Annotated in this window: 17 protein-coding genes; 3 read left to right on the top strand and 14 right to left on the bottom strand. The window is 66.6% G+C overall.

The window, feature by feature from the left end; translation table 11 throughout:
• Positions 1-1,065: PLP-dependent cysteine synthase family protein (locus tag R5H30_RS20345; RefSeq protein WP_318330518.1), on the bottom strand; the 1,065-nt coding region annotated here is incomplete at its 3' end.
• A 75-nt stretch (positions 1,066-1,140) separates the two neighbouring features.
• Positions 1,141-1,380 (bottom strand): hypothetical protein, encoded by a 240-nt coding sequence (locus R5H30_RS20340; RefSeq protein ID WP_318330516.1) that lies wholly within the window; start codon positions 1,378-1,380, stop codon positions 1,141-1,143.
• A gap of 83 nt (positions 1,381-1,463) precedes the next feature.
• Between R5H30_RS20340 and R5H30_RS20335 the strand changes: the two genes are divergently transcribed.
• The 3 genes from R5H30_RS20335 to R5H30_RS20325 are packed head-to-tail and all read left to right on the top strand — an operon-like array spanning position 1,464 to position 4,571.
• Entirely contained in the window at positions 1,464-1,628 is a 165-nt protein-coding gene (locus R5H30_RS20335; protein WP_318330515.1) for a hypothetical protein, read from the top strand.
• Between the two features lie 25 nt (positions 1,629-1,653).
• Positions 1,654-3,861 (top strand): ATP-binding protein, encoded by a 2,208-nt coding sequence (locus tag R5H30_RS20330; RefSeq protein WP_318330513.1) that lies wholly within the window; start codon positions 1,654-1,656, stop codon positions 3,859-3,861.
• Positions 3,858-4,571 carry a response regulator gene (locus R5H30_RS20325; RefSeq protein WP_318330509.1) on the top strand — a complete coding sequence of 238 codons (714 nt, stop codon included), beginning with the start codon at positions 3,858-3,860 and terminating at the stop codon, positions 4,569-4,571. The genes R5H30_RS20330 and R5H30_RS20325 overlap by 4 nt, the downstream gene beginning before the upstream one ends.
• A gap of 9 nt (positions 4,572-4,580) precedes the next feature.
• Here R5H30_RS20325 and R5H30_RS20320 read toward each other — a convergent pair whose 3' ends face one another.
• From R5H30_RS20320 to R5H30_RS20265, 12 genes are read right to left on the bottom strand one after another with little or no spacing between them, the layout of a single operon-like run.
• Positions 4,581-5,894, bottom strand: a complete 1,314-nt coding sequence (locus R5H30_RS20320) for a TRAP transporter large permease (RefSeq protein ID WP_318330508.1) — start codon at positions 5,892-5,894, stop codon at positions 4,581-4,583.
• Positions 5,895-5,900: 6 nt separating this feature from the next.
• Complete coding sequence (locus R5H30_RS20315) at positions 5,901-6,383, bottom strand: TRAP transporter small permease (protein WP_318330507.1); 483 nt, start codon at positions 6,381-6,383, stop codon at positions 5,901-5,903.
• A 5-nt stretch (positions 6,384-6,388) separates the two neighbouring features.
• Entirely contained in the window at positions 6,389-7,345 is a 957-nt protein-coding gene (dctP, locus tag R5H30_RS20310) for a TRAP transporter substrate-binding protein DctP (protein WP_318330506.1), read from the bottom strand.
• Positions 7,342-8,922, bottom strand: a complete 1,581-nt coding sequence (locus R5H30_RS20305; protein ID WP_318330505.1) for an indolepyruvate oxidoreductase subunit beta family protein — start codon at positions 8,920-8,922, stop codon at positions 7,342-7,344. The genes dctP and R5H30_RS20305 overlap by 4 nt, the downstream gene beginning before the upstream one ends.
• Positions 8,919-11,069, bottom strand: coding sequence for a thiamine pyrophosphate-dependent enzyme (locus R5H30_RS20300; RefSeq protein WP_318330504.1), 2,151 nt, complete (start codon positions 11,067-11,069; stop codon positions 8,919-8,921). The genes R5H30_RS20305 and R5H30_RS20300 overlap by 4 nt, the downstream gene beginning before the upstream one ends.
• 27 nt (positions 11,070-11,096) lie before the next feature.
• Entirely contained in the window at positions 11,097-11,591 is a 495-nt protein-coding gene (locus R5H30_RS20295; RefSeq protein WP_318330503.1) for a MarR family winged helix-turn-helix transcriptional regulator, read from the bottom strand.
• Positions 11,588-12,388: a cyclase family protein gene (locus R5H30_RS20290; protein ID WP_318330502.1), complete on the bottom strand. Its 801-nt coding sequence runs from the start codon at positions 12,386-12,388 to the stop codon at positions 11,588-11,590. Before R5H30_RS20290 ends, R5H30_RS20295 begins: the two co-directional genes overlap by 4 nt.
• Complete coding sequence (locus tag R5H30_RS20285; protein WP_318330501.1) at positions 12,385-14,412, bottom strand: aminotransferase class V-fold PLP-dependent enzyme; 2,028 nt, start codon at positions 14,410-14,412, stop codon at positions 12,385-12,387. Before R5H30_RS20285 ends, R5H30_RS20290 begins: the two co-directional genes overlap by 4 nt.
• The gene (locus R5H30_RS20280; RefSeq protein WP_318330500.1) at positions 14,409-15,374 is read right to left on the bottom strand and encodes a branched-chain amino acid ABC transporter permease; all 966 of its coding nucleotides are present in this window, start codon (positions 15,372-15,374) and stop codon (positions 14,409-14,411) included. Before R5H30_RS20280 ends, R5H30_RS20285 begins: the two co-directional genes overlap by 4 nt.
• On the bottom strand, positions 15,374-16,273 hold the full coding sequence (locus R5H30_RS20275) for a branched-chain amino acid ABC transporter permease (RefSeq protein WP_318330499.1): 900 nt from the start codon (positions 16,271-16,273) through the stop codon (positions 15,374-15,376). The genes R5H30_RS20280 and R5H30_RS20275 overlap by 1 nt, the downstream gene beginning before the upstream one ends.
• Positions 16,270-16,989, bottom strand: a complete 720-nt coding sequence (locus R5H30_RS20270) for an ABC transporter ATP-binding protein (protein WP_318330497.1) — start codon at positions 16,987-16,989, stop codon at positions 16,270-16,272. Before R5H30_RS20270 ends, R5H30_RS20275 begins: the two co-directional genes overlap by 4 nt.
• Positions 16,986-17,759 (bottom strand): ABC transporter ATP-binding protein, encoded by a 774-nt coding sequence (locus R5H30_RS20265; RefSeq protein WP_318330496.1) that lies wholly within the window; start codon positions 17,757-17,759, stop codon positions 16,986-16,988. Before R5H30_RS20265 ends, R5H30_RS20270 begins: the two co-directional genes overlap by 4 nt.
• Positions 17,760-17,761: the final 2 nt, after the last annotated feature.

The following is a 17,761-nucleotide window of genomic DNA, read 5'->3' as shown; positions in this document are numbered from 1 at the left end:
CGTCGCCTGCGCAGCCGCCGCGATGTCGAACCGAACGTTCGGCGTCGACATCGACAATTCAATTTCTTCGTCGGTCATGTCGACCGGGACGTCGTCGAAGAGCGGCGTCGACAGGTAGCGCTCGCCGGTATCCGGCAGCATGGCGAGGATCTTCGATCCCGCGGGTGCCGACCGCGCCACTTCGAGCGCCGCGGCGAAGGTGGCGCCTGCGCTTGTCCCGCAGAAAATGCCCTCCTGTCGCGCCAGTGCGCAGGCCATTGCCATCGCCTCGTTTCCGGACACCGGCTGGAACCCGTCGATCAATCCCGCCTGCAGGGCTTCATGTGCCAGCTTCGAGATGAAATCGGGGCTCCAGCCCTGCATCGGGTGCGGCCGGAAACCGGGATGGCTGGCGCCGGGGCTGCCGTCCGCGGCAAAGGGCTGCACCGTGCCGCTGGCCATCAGCGCGGCGTTGTCGGGTTCGGCGAGGACGATCCGCGTGTCCGGGCTCAGCTCGCGCAGACCGCGCGCGACACCGTTCAGGGTGCCGCCGGTGCCGAACCCGGACACCCAGTAGTCGAGGCCCCCGACGGGTTCGAAGTCGCGCACGATCTCGACGGCGGTGGTGGTGCGGTGGATTTCAGCATTGGCCGGGTTCTCGAACTGGCGCGACTGGAACCAGCCGTGGGTCTCGGCCAGCTCGCGCGCCTTGGCGACCATCCCGGTGCCTTTCTGCGCGGCAGGTGTCAGAACGACCTTCGCCCCGAGAAACCGCATCAGCTTGCGGCGTTCGACCGAGAAACTTTCGGCCATGGTCACGACCAGCGGATACCCTTTCCTGGCGCAGACCATGGCGAGCCCGATCCCTGTATTGCCGCTGGTTGCTTCCACCACCGTCTGGCCGGGGCGCAGAGTGCCGTCGCGCTCCGCCGCCTCGATGACGCCCAGCGCCAGGCGGTCCTTGACCGAGCCCATCGGGTTGAAGGCCTCGAGCTTGACGAACATCTCGACGCCTTGCGGCGCGAGTTTCGAGATGCGGACGACCGGGGTGTCACCCACCGTGTCCAGAATGGAATCGCGTATCATGTTTCTGTCCCTTCGCGGTCAGTGAAAAAATCGGCCCGCCAGCGCGGTGTGGGCAGGTCCGGCGGGCCGCGGGTCTCAGGCGCCGAGCCTGATCACCCGACGATGCAGGGTCGCATCGCTGTCGATGAGGCCCATTTCGATGCGGCTGAACCCGATGTCATCGAGCTGGCGTGCATCGAGCGGCTGGAAACGCATCGGGCGTGCCCGGCGCGGCGCGGGCCGCGCGGCGATGAACCCGGCGGCCAAGCCCGAGAATACGGACCGGACGATCGGAAGGGCCGAAAGGGGCAAAAATGGATTGTATGCGGCAGACATCTTGCGTCTCCTGAAAATGTGCTTGGGTCGTCTGATTGCGTGGAACACCTCGTTCCGACTGGCATCGTTGTGACGCGGCAACATTGCAGGATGACGTCGTCGCGCGGCTTTCGTGTTTCAGTCCGGCAACAGCCGGATTGGCGCGCGACTTGGGCGAAAAGCGCCAATTTTCCGGTGCTTGGCCGGGTTTCGCGCCGCGCGCGTTGAAACAATTGAAACAAGAGGCCGCCGCGGCGACAATCGACTGAAACACTGGCCTCGTAGAAACGCCGCATGACAGCATTGCCCGCCATAGATGGTCGCGAGGACCCCGTTCCGCTTCGCAGCGCGCTCGAGGCGATGCCGGACGGGATCGCCATCTTCGATGCCGCGGACCGCCTGGTCGCCTGCAATCGGCGCTACCGCGACATGTTCCCGATGATGGAGGACGTTCTGGTGCCGGGCGTGGGCTGGGACGTGCTGATGCGCATGGCCGTCACCCGCGGTCAGCTGGTCGATCATCTCGACGACGTCGACGCCTTCATGGAACGGGCGACTGCGCACCGGCTGGATTTCGACAACGAGATCGTGGCCGAGCACGCGGACGGGCGCAGCTACCTAGTGAATTTCAAGCGGCTCGACGACGGCGGATGGATGGTCATGCGCCGCGACATCTCGGAGCGCAAGCAGGCCGAGGCGCTCCTGGGCACGGTGCTCGACGCGAGCCCGGTCGCAGTGCTGATGGCGCGTCTGGAAGACGGCATGATCCTCTACAGCTCCGAGGAAGCCCGGGCGATGTTCGGGGATCCGACCCATGTCGACGAGAACTACCTCAGCGACGCCGACCGCAAGGCCTACGTTGACGCGCTGCGCCAGCAGGGGCGGATCAACGGCTACCGGCTGCGCTGCCGGCGCAAGGACGGAAGCCGGTTCGACGCGATCGCCTCGGGCCGCATCCTCGACTACAACGGCCGCACCTGCGTCGTCACCGCGATCACCGACCTGACCGAGCAGATGGAGCGCGACGCGCTGATCCGGCACGTGATGGAAGCCTGCCCCGCGCCGATCCAGATGGTCAGCGTCGACAGCGGGGAAATCATCTTTTCCAGCCCCGAGACGGTATCGCTGTTCGGCCCGGTCAAGAACGCGCGGCGGTTCTACGTCGATGTCGCGCAGCGCGCGGTGCTGCTGGATCGACTACGGCGGGAAGGCACGGTGACCGAGTTCCAGGCCGAGTTCTACAACCGCGAGGGCAAAGTGTTTCGCGGTGCCGTTTCGGCCCGGCTGATCCGTTACCGCGGTGCGGACGTTCTGGTCTCGCACACCCGGGACATGTCCGAGCAGCTTGCCGTCGAGAGCGAACTCAACAGCCAGCGCGACCAGCTGTTCCAGAACGAGAAGATGTCGGCACTGGGCGAGCTTCTGGCCGGGGTCGCGCACGAGCTCAACAACCCGCTTTCGGTGGTGATCGGACATGCGCTGATGCTGCGCGAGGACTGCAGCGATCCCGACATGCTGCGCCAGATCGGCAAGGTGAGCGACGCTGCCGAGCGCTGCACCAAGATCGTGCGCACCTTCCTGACCATGGCGCGCCAGCAACCGGCCAAGGCGCAGGACGTCTCGGTCAACGAGATCGTTCAGACCGCTTCGGATGTGGCCCGCTACGGCGATCTCGGCTTCGTCGACATCGCCTGCGACCTGGCCGAGGACCTGCCGAACTGCTTTGCCGATGCCGACCAGCTCACGCAGGTGGTTCTGAACCTGATCCTGAACGCGGAACACGCGATCCGGGACAGCGGCACAGGCCGCCTGATCACTGTCCGGACCCGGCATGCCGCCGCGAAGGACCGCGTCGTCATCGAGGTCGAGGACGACGGGCCGGGCATCCCGAAACAGGATCGCAGCCGCGTTTTCGAGCCGTTTTTCACCACCAAGGATCTTGGGCAGGGCACCGGTATCGGCCTGACACTCTGCCACCGGATCGTGCGCGCACATGACGGCCAGATCCGGCTCGACCGCGAGGTCGAGAGCGGAACCCGCATCGTCGTCGAGCTGCCCGTACAGAGCGGGCGCGGCACCGCCAGCCGATCCCAAGGCGAACCCACGGCTGCGGTGGCGGGCTCGGCGCGGGTGCTGATCGTTGATGACGAGGCAGACGTGGCGGACCTGAATGCGGAGATCCTCGCGCGCGCCGGCTTCGAAGTCGATATCGCGAATACCGCACGCGACGGCATCGGCCTACTTCGGGAAAAGACCTACGACCTTGTGCTGAGCGACCTGAACATGCCTGAACTCGACGGCCGCGGGTTCTACGACGCGATCCTCGCGGATTTCCCGGAACTCTCGGACCGTACCGGGTTCGTCACCGGCGATACGATGGGACGCGCCTCGCAAACCTTCCTCAAGGAGGCCGACAGGCCCTACCTTGAAAAGCCGGCCTCCCCGAGAGAGCTTCGCGACTTCGCCAACGCCATTCTGCAGACCGCCGGAGCCCGAACATGAGCGAGAAACCCAGCACCGTACTTGTCTGCGACGACGAGCGTGACGTGCGCGAGATGCTGCAGGAGTATCTGACGCGGCGCGGGTTCTCGGTGCTGCTGGCGGAAAGCGCGGCGGCGCTTCGCGACGTCATCGCGCGCGAACAGGTCGACCTGATCCTGCTAGATATCAATATGCCAGGCGAGGACGGGCTGTCGCTGCTGCGCTCCCTGCGGCCGGAAAACGATGTCGCCGTGGTGATGCTGACCGCCGCCGGAGAGACGATCGACAGGATCCTCGGGCTGGAGATGGGGGCCGACGACTATCTCGCCAAGCCCGTAGACCTGCGCGAGCTCGAGGCCCGGGTGAAGGCCGTGCTGCGCCGCAAATCCTCGGGACCGGCCGAGCCGCGCCGCAACGGCGCAACGCCGAAAACCGCACCGTTCGGCGCCTACACGCTGAACCTCGAGGCCGCCAAGCTCTACGACGCCGAAGGCGACGAAGTTCCGCTCACGGCGATGGAGTTCAGCCTGCTCAAGGTCTTCGCCGAGAACCGCGCCCGCGTGCTGAACCGCGACCAGCTGCTGGAGCAGGCGCACGACCGGTCCTGGGACCCGTTCGACCGCAGCATCGACATCCGGATCTCGCGGCTGCGCCGCAAGATCGAGGCCAACCCGCAAAAGCCCGAGATCATCCGGACCGTGCGCGGGCTGGGCTACATCTACGACCCCTGAGCCGACGAGTCACCGCAGCATCTGCGGCAACCAGGTCGCGATACCGGGCAGGAAAACGATGGCACAAAGCACCAGAAGCTTCATGACCACATATGGCAGCGCTGCGGCATAGATCGTCTGGATGCCGATCCCGGCCGGGGCCACGCCGCGCATCACGAAAAGCAGCAGGCCGAAGGGCGGCGTGAGCAACCCGATCTCCATCGTCAGCAGGTAGACCACGCCGAGGATCAGCGGATCGATCCCCGCCGCCTGCGCCAGCGGCACGAAGATCGGCACCGTGACCATCAGCATGCTGACCTGGTCGATGAAACAGCCCAGAAGCAGCAGCAGCGCGATCATGCCCCAGAGCACGCCCAAGGGGCCAAGCTCGTAGCCTTCGATCACCCGGATCACACCGTTGGTGGCCCCCGAGAAGGACAGAACCTGCGCGAAGGTCTGCGAGGTCATGATGATGAAGAGGATCATCACCGACAGTTTCACGGTTTCCATGAAGGCGCGGACCAGCCGGTCGCGGCCAAGCGCGCGGTAGCCCGCGCCGACGGCCACGGCCGCGACGCAGCCGAGGGCCGCGCTTTCGGTAGGCGTGGCGAGACCGGCCATAAGGCTCCCGATCACGACGAGAAAGATCGAGCCCAGCGGCAGGACGTAGACCACGAAAGGCCGCCAGCGCTCGGCGCGCGTCATCTCGGGCAGGTCGTCGGGCGGGGCGAGCTGCGGCGACAGGCTGACCCGTGCGACGATCCAGCCGACGAAGAGCACCGACAGCACGATCGCCGGCACCACGCCCGCCAGCAGCAACCCGGCGATGGAAATGCCGGCAAGCGAACCCACCAGAACGGCGAGTGCCGAGGGCGGGATCAGCATGGCGATCGCACCCGAAGCCATGATCGGCCCCATCGCGAGCGTCGGCGCGTAGCCTTTCTTCAGCATCCCCGGCAGCAGGGTCGAGCCGAGCATGGCAGTATTGGCGATGGTCGATCCGGACAGTGCGGCGAAGATCGTTCCGCCGAAGACGGTAACGACCGACAGTCGCCCCGGCACGCGGGTCACGACGCGGTCGACGGCGTCGATGGCACGATGCGCAACACCGGTCTGGAACAGGATCTCGCCCATCAGGATGAACAGCGGGATCGGCGCAAGCTGGAAGTTGGTCAGCGCCTGCGTGGCGTTGCGGGCCAGCTGGACCAGCCCGCGCTCGCCGCCCAGTATTTCGAAGGCACCGAACAGCGTGACGGTCAGGAAGGCGAAGGCGACCGGCAGGCCCAGCAGGAGAAGCCCCGCCAGCCCGCCAAGCATCAAGGTCAGAAGAAGCGGCCAGTCCATACGTGCTCAGAGCCCCGCCTTGGCGTCGTGGCGCAGCCGCGGCCGCAGGATCTGGCGCAGGAATTCGGCCGCGATCAGGACGAAGGCCGCGGGCAGCACCGACAGGACCCACCATTCCGGCACGTCGATGGCGGTGCGGATCATCGACCCGCGCGCCTGCGAGGCCATCATCGCCGTGGTTCCGTACCAGACCATCGCAAGCGAGACCACGCAGCCGATGCAGGCGACAATCCGGGCCGCGACGCGGGCCGCGGCGTCCGGCAAGGCTCCGGTGACCAGATCGACGACGACATGCGCGCTTTGCGACAGGACCCAGGGCGCGCCGAGGCAGGTGACCAGCAGCAGCCCGTACTCGACAAGATCGAGCAGCCCGTGGAGCGGCGCTCCGAAGAGGTTGCGCAGCACGACGTTCACCGCGATCCCCGCCACGATGGCGGCGAGGATCGCACCTGCGACGGCGGCGCAGGATCGCAGGATGGCATCGAACATCGTGTTCAGTCGACCAGGCAGGCCTTGAGTTCATCGGCGAGTGCGGCGTCGATCGCGGCCACGCCGGCCCAGCCGGCCTCTTGTGCCGTTTCCAGCCATTGCGCGGCCTTGTCGTCATCGAAGGCAATGGTCTCGATCCCGGCCGCGGCCTGTTTCTCGACCTCGCTGGCATTGATGTCGATGTTCTCGGCGTTGCGCTCCTCGGTCCAGGCGGCGGCCTCTTCCAGCACCGATTTCGCCTCGTCGCTGAGTTCGTTCCAGCGGTCGAGGTTGACGAGGAAGTTGACGTCGACCTGGTAGAAGCCGGGATCGACGCGGTACTTGGTCTGCTCGTCCCAGCCGAGGTCGAGCACGCCCTGCACCGGCCAGCCGTAACCGTCGATGGCCCCGCGTTCAAGCGAGGTATAGACGTCGCCTGGTGCGGTGCGCACCAGCGTCGCGCCCAATGCCTCGAACATCGCGCGATAGACCGGCGTGGTCCGGATCGTGAGACCGGAAAGATCCGGCCCGTCGATGGGCTTGGTCAGGTAGAGGTGGAACTGGATGTTGTCGCCGGTCCGGGCCAGGAACTTCACGTTCATCTGTTCCTGGTGCAGCGCGTCGATCTTGTCATAGCAGCCGTTGGCGCGCTGATCCTGGATCGTGTTGGTGGCCAGATGCAGCGCATCGCCCGCGGGCAGCAGGTTGGTGTAGAAGGCGGTCGTGTTGTTGGCGATGTCCACGACGCCCTCGCTCACGGCGTTGCCCAGCTCGAACGGCGGAACGGCTTCCGGTCCGCCCACGTAGTCGATCTGCACGACCCCGGCGCCGGTCTCGTTGACGCGTTCGACGAAGGCCTCAAAGGGCCGGCTGAAGGTCGTACCGCCCGCGAAGGCCGTAACCCCGCGGAGCGTGACCTCTTCGGCCTGCACGGCGCTTGTCGCCAGAAGGGCCATTGCCGCGGCCGCAAGATATGTCCTCATTTTCTTTCCTCCCTGTTTTTGGTGTCCGTGGTGAAGCTGTCGATGGTACGCAGCGCTCCGTCGAGCGCGGTGCCTTCCTCGTCGGCGAGAGCCGCCTCGCGCAGGCGCGCGACCCATTGCGCGGCATCCGCGCGCCCGGCGACCTGCGCCGCCCCGCCGAGCACCCGGTCGAACTTGGACAGGCCCCGGGCGTGGGTGTCGGAATAGCCCTTGATCAGTCGTCGGCAGCGCAGGATCTCAACGGCGAGCGTATAGTCGGTGTCGAGATGCCCCAGCGCGGTGTCGAGCCATGCCGACAGGTGCGCCTGTTCCTGCGCATGGCGATGGCTGCGTCGGCGCCAACCGCGCAGCCCGGCGACAATGTAGAGCATGACAAACCCGCGCAACCCGTCGGTGCGCAACCGGCGGCCGCGGTTGAATAGCCGGTCGAGCAGGCGCATCGCGCGCCGGGAGGCCGTGACGCGCGCGCCCAGCCCGGCGGGCAGCATGCCGGCGATCTCTTCGGCGCGCGGGTGCATGAATTCGGTGACATGCATCAGCGTCGTCTCGCCCGCCCCCATCTCGTCGCGGATGCGCGCGAAACGGTCTCGCCGTGTCTTCAATCCGGCCACGCGGATCACATCGTCATAGGCCATCGCGTTGGCGACATGTTTCGCGGCCTCGCGGGTGAATTCGAAGCCTTTGTCGCTGCGGTCGCGCTGGCGCAGTGCGTCGAGGCGAACAAGGTACTCGGTTCCATAATCCGCATCCTGGAAATCGACCAACTTGCGCAACCCGGCGAGCGCCATCGGGACCACGGGCTCTGGCAGCGCGCGCGCCCGTCGTTCCAGCGCATCCCAGGTTGCGCGCAGGTCTTGCGGTCCGAGCGGCGGACCGTCCACGGCTGCGTCTTCGCCGCCTGACGCTTCCGGCGCGCGTCCGCGCGCCGCGTCGAACCCTTCGGCGAAGGCGCGCAGCGACGGCTCCACGCCGCGCCCGCCGCGACGGATCGCCTGCTCGAAGGAGGCCCGCGCGAAAGGTAAGGCGCCGGACCCCGCCAGCGCCCCGAAGAGCGACGCGGAGATCACCGAGCCCTGCGCGACGGCGAGACGTTCCATATTCGCGAAGATCACCCGCCGCGCCGCGACCTCGGCCGCGGCGCGCACTTCTTCAGCGGTGGCTATGCCGTCACCCGGCACGGTCTTTTCGGACACCGCCAGCGCCCGATGGGTCGAGGCGACGAGCGTGGTGCGGTCCGGGGTCACGAAGCCGCGCAGGATCGCCCGGCCCGCCTCCATCATCTCGGCAGCGATCAGGATGTCGACGTCGCCTGCCGCCGGGGCCAGCGAGAAGACCGGCGCGTGCCCATCGGCCTCCGGCACCATCTCGACGTAGTAGATCGTGGCCCCGGTTCGCTGCGCGACGCCCGCGACGCTGGTGGCCTGGCAGGCATAGCCCTCGGCGCGGGCCAGGTCCTCGATCCAGTTGGTCAGCACGCCGCCGCCCTGCCCGCCCACGGCCATGACGGCAAGCTTGATCATGCCGTCAAGGCGCGTGTCGGGCGCGCGCGGTGCGAGGTCTGGTGCGGCGTCGTTCATACCCGCCGCTCCGTGAAACTCAGGCTCTTCGCCTCGCGCCGGGCCATCAGCCAGTCGATCGCGGCGGCGCGCTTTCCGGCCCACCAGCTTTCGAAACCGCCCGGATTGTGAACCACGTCGGCGCGGTAGAAAGACGGGCAGAGGATCGCGGCATCGGCCACCTCGCCACAGTTGCCGCAGCCCACGCAGGTCTGGTCGATCGAGGCGACGGGATCGTCGCGCAGCGGATCGTCGAGGCGTTTGAGTGACAGCGACGGGCAACCCGAGAGGCGCATGCAGGCGTGATCGCCGGTGCAGACCGCCTCGTCCACGCCAAAGCGCGGCGCCTCGACCCGGCGACCTTCCTTCACCGCCTTGGCGCGCAGCGGACGCTCTCGGCGCTGCCGGTTGAGCATGCATTCGCTCGAGGCCACGATCACCTTCGGACCGGCGTAATCGGTCGTCAGCGCCTCGCGCAGCACCGCGGCCATCTTCGGCACGTCATAGGTCCGGTCGATCTGGCGCACCCACTTCACCCCGATACCCTTAAGCGCCTCCGAGATCGGATGGTTGGTCGCCTTGGTGTCGTTCTCGGCCCGGCTCGACAGCACGTCCTGCCCGCCGGTGGCGGCGGAATAGTAGTTGTCGACGATCAGCGCCACGCTGTCGGCCTTGTTGAAGACCATGTTGCCGATCGAAGACGACAGCCCATTGTGCCAGAAGCCACCGTCGCCGAGGATCGAGATCGCGCGCTTCTCGCCGCCGCCGTCGAAGGCGGCGTTCGAGGCGGGACCAAGCCCGTACCCCATCGTCTGGCCGCCGATCTCGAAAGGCGGCAGCGCGGCAAAGAGGTGGCAGCCGATGTCGCCGCTGATCTGGTGCTGGCCCAGCTCTTTCTGCACCAGCTTCATCGCGGCGAAGATCGGACGCTCGGGGCAGCCGGTGCAGAATCCCGGCGGGCGCACCGGCACGGTCTGCGACAGGTCCGGGATCTCGGGTGCCGCGGCATTGGGCGCGCGCACGCTGTCGGGCAGAAGCTGCGGCGCGCGGCTGCGGATGAACTCGGACAGCCCGTCGAGCAGCACCTGCCCGGTGTACTCGCCCGCCATCGGCAACACGCCCTTGCCGCAGAGTTCGACTTTGCGCCCGTCGCGGTAGAGCATGGCGGCAAGCTGCTGCTCGATGAACTCCGGCTGGCCTTCCTCGACGACCAGCAGCGACTCCTTGCCCTCGCAGAAGTCCAGGAACTCGTCGCGCACCAGCGGATAGGTCACGTTCAGGCAATAAAGCGGCACCTGCGTCTCACCGTAGATGTCGGCGAGCCCGAGGCGTTGGAGGGCACGGATGACGCCGTTGTACATCCCGCCCTGGCAGACAATTCCGACCGGCGCGCGCTTGGGTCCGAAGACCTCGTTGAGGCCCTTCTCGCGGATGAATGCCTCGGCCGCCGGCCAGCGCCGGTTCACCTTGTCCTGCTCGTGCGCGTAGCTCATCGGCGGCAGCACCACGCGCGAGAAATCCTTGCGCGGGCTGGCAAGCGCGTCGCGCACCGTCAGGTCGGGGCGTTTGTTGTCGCGAGTCTCGAACTGCCCCGTGACATGGCACGAGCGGATGCGCACCATCAGCATCACTGGCGTGCCCGAGGCCTCGCTGAGCGCGAAGCCGTCATCGACGGCCTTGACGATCGACGGCAGGTTCGGGCGCGGGTCGAGCATCCAGAACTGCGATTTCATTGCGAAGGCGTGGCTGCGTTCCTGCATGATCGACGACCCTTCGCCGTAATCCTCGCCCACGATCACCAGCGCCCCGCCGGTCACGCCCGAGGACGACAGGTTGGCCAGCGCGTCCGAGGCGACGTTGACGCCGACCGCACCCTTGAAGGTCACCGCCCCCCGGATCGGGTAGTGAACGCTTGCCGCAAGCATCGCGGCGGCGGCGGCTTCCGAGGCATTGGCTTCGAAACGTACGCCCAGTTCGCCAAGCAGGTCCTCGGCGTCCGACAGCACGTCCATCAGGTGGCTGATCGGTGCGCCCTGGTAGCCGCCGACATAGCCGACACCGTTTTCCAGCAGCGCCTTGGTGATGGCGAGGATGCCCTCGCCGGTAAACGTCTCTCCCGCGCCCTTGCGCAGGTCCTCGACCTCGGCCTTGAAGGATCGTTCGGCCATCAGCCTTCTCCTTCCATTTGCGGGTGCTCAGAAGTCATGCACCCTCACGTTTCTCAGGATTTTCTGGAGCGTTTCCACGAACACCCGGCGCTCGGTGGTCTCGATGCCGCGGAACATGTTGCGATACGACCGCGCCATGTGCGGCCAGAGCCGGACGTAGTCGTCGCGCCCTGCCTCTGTTAGGAAGATGCGCACCGCGCGGCTGTCGCCGGGATCGCTTTCGCGCCGGATCTTGCCGTCGCGCGCCAGCTTGTCGAGCGCACGCGACAGGGTCGACTGCTCGACCACGGCGTAGACGGCAAGGTCGCGGATCAGAAGCCCGTCCATGACCGACAGGACCGCAAGTGCGCGCATCTGCGGCGTGGTCAGGCCAAGCTCGGCCATTTCGTCGCGCAGGGCCGCATTGTAACGCCCCATGATGCGGTTCATCAGGTAAGGCGCGAAATTGTCGAGACCGATCTCGCCGAGGCGCGGATCGTCCCCGTCCGTGGTCCTTGCCTGCTGTCCGGCGGTTTCGGTCACCCTTGCACCTCCGCCTTCGGCACCAGCGCCAGCGCCCGGATCGGGCTGCCGGTGCCACGCTCGATCTTGAGCGGCGCCGCGATCAGGATCGCGCCTTTGGGCGGCAACCTGTCGAGGTTGGCGAGGCTTGCAAGGCCGAAGCAGTTGTCGCGGTGCAGCAGGTTGTGGGCCGGAAACGGCGGCTCCATCCCGCCGGCCTGTCCGGCATCGGTGCCGATGCACTGGCTGCCCCAGCCGACGATCCCCTTGGACAGAAGATATTCGATGCAGTCGGGCGTCGGCCCGGGGCTGTGCGGGCCGGTCTCGTCGGCATTGAGAAACGCCGCCTCGTCGCTGGCCCGCTTGTCCCAGTCGCTGCGCATCACGACCCACTCGCCCGTGCCGATCTCGCCATGCTCGGCCTCCCATTCCTTCACCAGATCGGCGGTCAGCAGGAAATCGGGATCTGCGGCGCATTCGGCGGTGCAGTCGATGACGTTGACCGGTGCCACCAGCCGGTTGACGTCGAGCGTGTCGGTATAACCGTCGGCATGGTCCTTGCCGGTGATCCAGTGGTGCGGGGCATCGAAATGCGTGCCCGAATGCTCGCCGAGCTTGAGCCAGTTCCAGGCAAAGAACGGCCCGTCGGCGTCATATTCGCTGATCTTGTGGATCTCGACCTTCGGCGTGTTCTTCGCGAAATCCTCCGGCAGTTGCAGGATCGGCGTCGAGGGCCCAAGCGTGCCCGAGCAATCCACCACCTCGATTCCGCCCGAGGCGATCAAGGCGCCAAGGTCCTGCAAAGTGTCATGGCTCATGTCGCTTCTCCTTGTGTTGCGTTGCCGGGCACCAGCGCCAGCGCCCGGACCGGACTGCCCGTCCCGCGCTCGATTTTCAGCGGCGTAACGATCAGGATCGCGCCTTTCGGCGGCAACTGGTCGAGGTTGGCGAGGCTGGCAAGCCCGAAGCAGTTGTCGCGGTGCAGATAGTTGTGCGCGGGATAGGGCGGCGAGAATTTTCCCGCCATTCCGGCATCGGTGCCGATGCACTGGCTGCCCCAGCCGACGATGCCTTTCGACAGAAGGTAGTCGATGCACTGGGTGGTCGGTCCCGGACTGTGCGATCCGTCTTCGAGCGGGTCGGGATCGTCGTTGAGAAACGCCTCCTCGTCCTCCGCCCGCCGGTCCCAGTCCGAGCGCATCAGCACCCACTCGCCCGGCCTAATCTCGCCATGTTGTGCCTCCCAGGCCCGCACCCGGTCGACGTCGAGCAGGAAGTCGGAATCGGCGGCGCAATCCGCGGAACAGTCGATGACGTTGGCCGGCGCGATCAAGCGTTGCACGTCAAGCGTGTCGGTGAAGCCATCGGGAAAGTCCTTGCCCGACAACCAGTGGTGCGGCGCGTCGAAATGCGTGCCCGAATGCTCGCCGAGTTTGAGCCAATTCCAGGCGAAGAACGGGCCGTCGGCATCGTATTCGCTGATCTTGTGGATCTCGACCTTCGGCGTGTCCTTGGCGAACCCCTTGGGCAGCCGCAGGATCGGGGTATCGGGGCCCAGCGGGGCGGTGCAGTCGACGACCTTCAGGCCGCCCCCCGACAGGGCCCCGGCCAATCCCGCGAGCACCGCCTTCGGATCGGCGGCAGGTGCAGTCGCCCCTTCGGGCATGCGGCCCGCAAAACGGGATGTGCGGCGTTTCATGGTCCGCGCGACGATGTCGAAAGCGCGCTCGACTTCGTCCGCCCGCGTCAGGACGCCCGGCGACAGCCGCATCAGCGCGTCGCGGAAATCGACCGAGATGCCCTCGACCCCCAGCGCGCCGGTCACGGCACCGGCCTCGGCCTTGCTCGGCATGCGCAGCATCACCGAGCCGCCGCGCCGCTCGGCTTCGCGCGGCGACTGTAGCGGCAGGTTCAGCGCGTCGGCGCGTTCGATGATCCTGTCGACGAGGTCGCGGTTGTGCCGCAGCATCTTCGCGCGGTCCTGCGCGGCGTGCCATTTCAGGGCTGGAACCGAAGCGATGGCTGCCATCGAGGCAGGCGTGCCGCTGTCGAAGCGCCTTGCATCGGGCGCATATTGGAACTTGTCGAGCGCCCAGGAGAACGGGTTGTTCTGCGAGAACCAGCCACGCAGCTCGGGCTCGAACTCCGGGATCAGCGGCTTGTCGACGTAGATCATGCCGGCCCCGGGCGTGCCGCACATCCACTTTAGGCTGGTCGAGATGGCAAAATCGATGCGCGGCGCCATCACGTCGAAGGGCACCAGACCCGCCGCCTGGGTGATGTCGACGCCGATCATGCTGCCTCTTTCGCGTCCATGCGCGACCAGCCGGTCAAGGTCGCACCGGTAGGAGGCGGTGGAGGTGACCCAGGTGATCAGCGCCAGCCCCACGTCCGGCCCCCAGGCGGCGATGAAATCGTCGTCCTCGACCCAGGTCGCGCCATCGCGCTTGGGCACGGTGTCGAGCGTGAAGCCGAGCCGCTCCTGCAGACCCGCCAGCAGGAAATGCACGGAAGGAAAGCAGTCCTCGGCGATCAGCAGGCGCTTGCCCCTGAGCCGCGCCTCGGGCAGCGCGGTGACGATCGAATGCACGCCCTGCGTGACGCTGTCACAGGCGGTGACCGACCCTTTCTCGGCCCCGATGATGTGCCGCCAATGGTCGATGAAGTCCTGCCGCTTGCGCAGCATGTAGCCCCATTGCTTGTCGTCGGGCGCGCCGTAGATCGCGGCGAACTCGGCCATCGCGGCGGCAAGCTCTTCCTCCTTGCCGGGATACATGCCGATGGAATGATAGAGGAAGTACCCCTCGGGCCGCGGTGCGCTGTTGCGTTGCCAGTCCTTCATCGCGACGTCCTCTCGCTGCGTCGGAACGGAAGTTCCGGTGATTTCTCCGGCAAAAGCCCGGCGCGGTAGCGTTGCAGCACGACCTGCAAGAGGAGCCCGACGAGCAGCATCCGGATGTAGGACGACCGGGTGATCCAGTCGGGCGGCAGGCGGTTGGCGAAAATCTCGGTCACCGACCACAAGAACCAGATCGCCACGCCGCCGAGGACCGCACCGCGGTTGTTGCCGGACCCGCCCGCCATCAGCATCACCCAGACAAGGAAGGTGACGAGCAGTGGCTCGGTTGCCGAAGGCGACAGGAACTTGAAGTAATGCGCCGAGAGCGCCCCGCCGAGCCCCATGATCGCGGCCCCGATGGCAAAGGCCTGGCGGCGGAAATGGTTAACGTCCTTGCCAGCGGCGCGGGCCGAAGCCTCGTTGTCGCGAATGGCGCGCATCGCCCGGCCCCAGGGGCTGTGATAGAGGCGCTGGTTGAAGAGGTAGACCGCCAGCACCAGCGCCCAGACCACGGCGAGATAGACAAGATCGGCGCTGCGTCCCTGGAAGCTGTCGCCGAAGGGGCGCGGGATGCCCGAGATGCCGAGGCTGCCGTTGGTCAGCCATTGCTCGTTCACGATGATCAGGCGCAGGATCTCGGCAATGCCGATCGAGGCCATTGCAAGGTAGTCGCTTTTCAGCCTGACGCAGATCCGCGCGACGGCCCAGCCGACCACGCCCGCGACCAGCATCGCGCCCAGAAGGCCCAGCGGGATCGGCAGGCCGAACCCGCCGACATGCTTGTCGGTCGCCGCCGTTGTCAGCAGGGCCGAAACATAGGCCCCGACGGCGAAGAAACCGGCAATGCCCGCATTGAAGAGCCCGCCCATGCCCCATTGGACGTTGAGCGCAAGGCAAAGGATTGCGTAGATCCCGCCCGCGATCAGGATGCTGACGCCGTAATAGAAAAGGCCCGTCAGTTCCATCAGAGCAGTCTCCCCTTGAACAGCCCCTGCGGGCGGAAGATCAGCAGGCAGACCATGATCGCGAAGGCCACCCCGGACTTGTAGGAGGGCGGAATGAAGGCGTCGCTGCCGATCCAGGGATAGGTCGCAAGTTCTTCCGCGACGCCGATGATCAGCCCGCCCGCGATGGCCCCGAGTGGCTTGCCGATCCCGCCAAGGATGGCGGCGGCGAACATCGACAAAAGAAGGTTCCAACCGAGGTTGGGGTGCATGCTGGTGTCCATCCCGGCAAAGACGCCCGCCGTGGCGGCAAGCGCTGCCCCGATGATCCAGGTCCAGCGCACGACCTTCTCGACGTCGAGCCCGGCAACGGCGGCCAGTTCGGGTTCGTCCGAGACCGCGCGCATCGACCGGCCGGTCTGCGAGCGGCTGAGAAAGAGATGCAGGGCGACCGCGATCAGCAGGGTGATGACGATGACCTGGGCATGCAGGGTCGCGATCCGGAACGTGTCGAAGATCACCAGCGGCGGGCGCACGCCGGACTGGAACACCTGGTTTCCGGAACTCCAGAAGAGTTGCACCAGAGCCCGGAAGATCAGCGCAACCCCAAAGGAGGCGATCACCGTGTAGATTGTCGGCAGGTCGCGCAACGGTTTGTAGAACAGCCGGTCGACAGTCAGAGCCGCCGCCACGGCGAGGGCGATGCCGACGGGGAGAAGCAACAGCGGGCTGAGCGGCAACAGCCAGACCGCGGTCAGCACGCCGTAGCCGCCCAGCGTCATCAGGTCGCCGTGGGCGAAATGGGCAAAGCGCAGGATCCCGAAGATCATCGAGATTCCGACCGCGCCCAGCGCGTAAATGCTGCCGATGGTCAGACCCGGCACGAGGTAGAGGTTGATGAAGATCACGAGGTCGTTCATGCCGCCCGTCCCCCGAGAAACGAGCGCCGCACGTCGTCGTTCGCCAGCAACACACGCCCGGTGTCCGAAACGTAGTTACGCCCGCTGACCAGCACGTGACCGGTGTCGGCGATGTGCAATGCCTGCCGTGCGTTCTGTTCGACCATGAGGATGGTCACGCCGCTGTCGCGGATGTCGAGCAGCAAATCGAAGATCTTTTCGAGGTAGGCCGGCGACAGGCCCGCGGTGGGCTCATCCAGCAGCAACAGCTTCGGCGCGCTCATCAGCGCGCGGCCCATCGCCACCATCTGGCGCTGACCGCCAGACAGCTCGCCCGCCGGCTGATTGAGCTTGGCCGCGAGGTCGGGAAAGAGTGACAGCACCCGGTCGCGCAAGGCGCGCTTGTCCTGCGGAGGAGACGCATAGGTGCCGATGTCGAGGTTCTCGGCCACGGTCAACGTCGCGAAAACGTTGCGGGTCTGCGGCACGCAGGAGATCCCCGCCGGCACAAGTTCCGAGGTCTTCAGCCCGGCGATGTCGCGGCCGTTGAAGCGCACCGTTCCTTCAAGCCGACTGGTCAGCGCGAAAACCGTCTTGAGCAGGGTCGACTTGCCCGCCCCGTTGGGTCCGAGGATCACCGCGATCTCGCGCTCGGCGACGGCAAGGTCGATCTCCTCGATCACCGGCACGCCACCGTAGCCCGCGCTGAGCCCCGTCACCTCCAGCAGCGCCGTCATTGCGCCGCCTCGTATTTTCCGCCACCGAAGTATGCTTCGATCACGCGCTCGTCGGCCTCGACTGTATCGACGTCGCCGCGCACGAGCACTTCGCCCTGCACCAGCACGATGGCCTCGTCGCAGAGGCTGCGGACATAGGCGAGGTCGTGTTCGATCAGACAGAAGGTCAGACCCTGGTCGGTATTCAGCATCCGGATCTTCTCGGCGATCTTGGCCAGCAACGTCCGGTTGATCCCGGCCCCGATCTCGTCGAGCAGCACCACACGCGGCTTGCGCATCAGCGCCCGCCCGAGTTCCAGAAGCTTCTTCTGCCCGCCCGAGAGGTTGCCCGCCGCTTCGCGCTCGACATGCGCGATCTCGAGCAGGTCCATGATCTCGCAGGCGGCATCGAAGGCCGCGCGTTCCTCCTGCGCGTAGGCCCCGCGCCGGAAGACCACGTTGAGCACGCTCTCGCCCCGCGGCATCGCCGCCGCGGCCATCAGGTTTTCCAGCACCGTGAGGCGGCGGAACTCCTGCGGCAACTGGAACGTCCGGGCAAGGCCCATTTGCGCGCGCGCGTGCGGCGGCAGTCGGGTGATGTCGCGCCCCTCGAGCAGCACGCGCCCGCTGTTGAGCGGTACGTGCCCGGCGATGGCGTTGAACATCGTGGTCTTGCCGGCCCCGTTCGGCCCGATCAGCCCGGTGATGCGCCCCGAGGTGATGTCGAAGCTGACATCCCGCAAAGCCCTGAGCCCGCCGAAGCTGACGCTGGCATGTTCGACCGTGATCATGT

This window comes from Roseobacter sp. FCG-D35, from assembly GCF_033436665.1.
Classification (GTDB): Bacteria; Pseudomonadota; Alphaproteobacteria; order Rhodobacterales; family Rhodobacteraceae; genus JAWQFO01.
The sequence above is the reverse complement of the archived record's forward strand: the minus strand, read 5'-3'. Positions and strand labels throughout refer to the sequence as shown.

What these genes read in the sequence shown, in the direction of transcription:
- R5H30_RS20340 (WP_318330516.1), bottom strand. Translation starts at nt 1,380, where the DNA reads ATGTCTGCCGCATACAATCCATTTTTGCCCCTTTCGGCCCTTCCGATC.
- R5H30_RS20330 (WP_318330513.1), top strand. Translation starts at nt 1,654, where the DNA reads ATGACAGCATTGCCCGCCATAGATGGTCGCGAGGACCCCGTTCCGCTT.
- R5H30_RS20325 (WP_318330509.1), top strand. Translation starts at nt 3,858, where the DNA reads ATGAGCGAGAAACCCAGCACCGTACTTGTCTGCGACGACGAGCGTGAC.
- R5H30_RS20320 (WP_318330508.1), bottom strand. Translation starts at nt 5,894, where the DNA reads ATGGACTGGCCGCTTCTTCTGACCTTGATGCTTGGCGGGCTGGCGGGG.
- R5H30_RS20315 (WP_318330507.1), bottom strand. Translation starts at nt 6,383, where the DNA reads ATGTTCGATGCCATCCTGCGATCCTGCGCCGCCGTCGCAGGTGCGATC.
- dctP (WP_318330506.1), bottom strand. Translation starts at nt 7,345, where the DNA reads ATGAGGACATATCTTGCGGCCGCGGCAATGGCCCTTCTGGCGACAAGC.
- R5H30_RS20305 (WP_318330505.1), bottom strand. Translation starts at nt 8,922, where the DNA reads ATGAACGACGCCGCACCAGACCTCGCACCGCGCGCGCCCGACACGCGC.
- R5H30_RS20300 (WP_318330504.1), bottom strand. Translation starts at nt 11,069, where the DNA reads ATGGCCGAACGATCCTTCAAGGCCGAGGTCGAGGACCTGCGCAAGGGC.
- R5H30_RS20290 (WP_318330502.1), bottom strand. Translation starts at nt 12,388, where the DNA reads ATGAGCCATGACACTTTGCAGGACCTTGGCGCCTTGATCGCCTCGGGC.
- R5H30_RS20285 (WP_318330501.1), bottom strand. Translation starts at nt 14,412, where the DNA reads ATGAAGGACTGGCAACGCAACAGCGCACCGCGGCCCGAGGGGTACTTC.
- R5H30_RS20280 (WP_318330500.1), bottom strand. Translation starts at nt 15,374, where the DNA reads ATGGAACTGACGGGCCTTTTCTATTACGGCGTCAGCATCCTGATCGCG.
- R5H30_RS20275 (WP_318330499.1), bottom strand. Translation starts at nt 16,273, where the DNA reads ATGAACGACCTCGTGATCTTCATCAACCTCTACCTCGTGCCGGGTCTG.
- R5H30_RS20270 (WP_318330497.1), bottom strand. Translation starts at nt 16,989, where the DNA reads ATGACGGCGCTGCTGGAGGTGACGGGGCTCAGCGCGGGCTACGGTGGC.
- R5H30_RS20265 (WP_318330496.1), bottom strand. Translation starts at nt 17,759, where the DNA reads ATGATCACGGTCGAACATGCCAGCGTCAGCTTCGGCGGGCTCAGGGCT.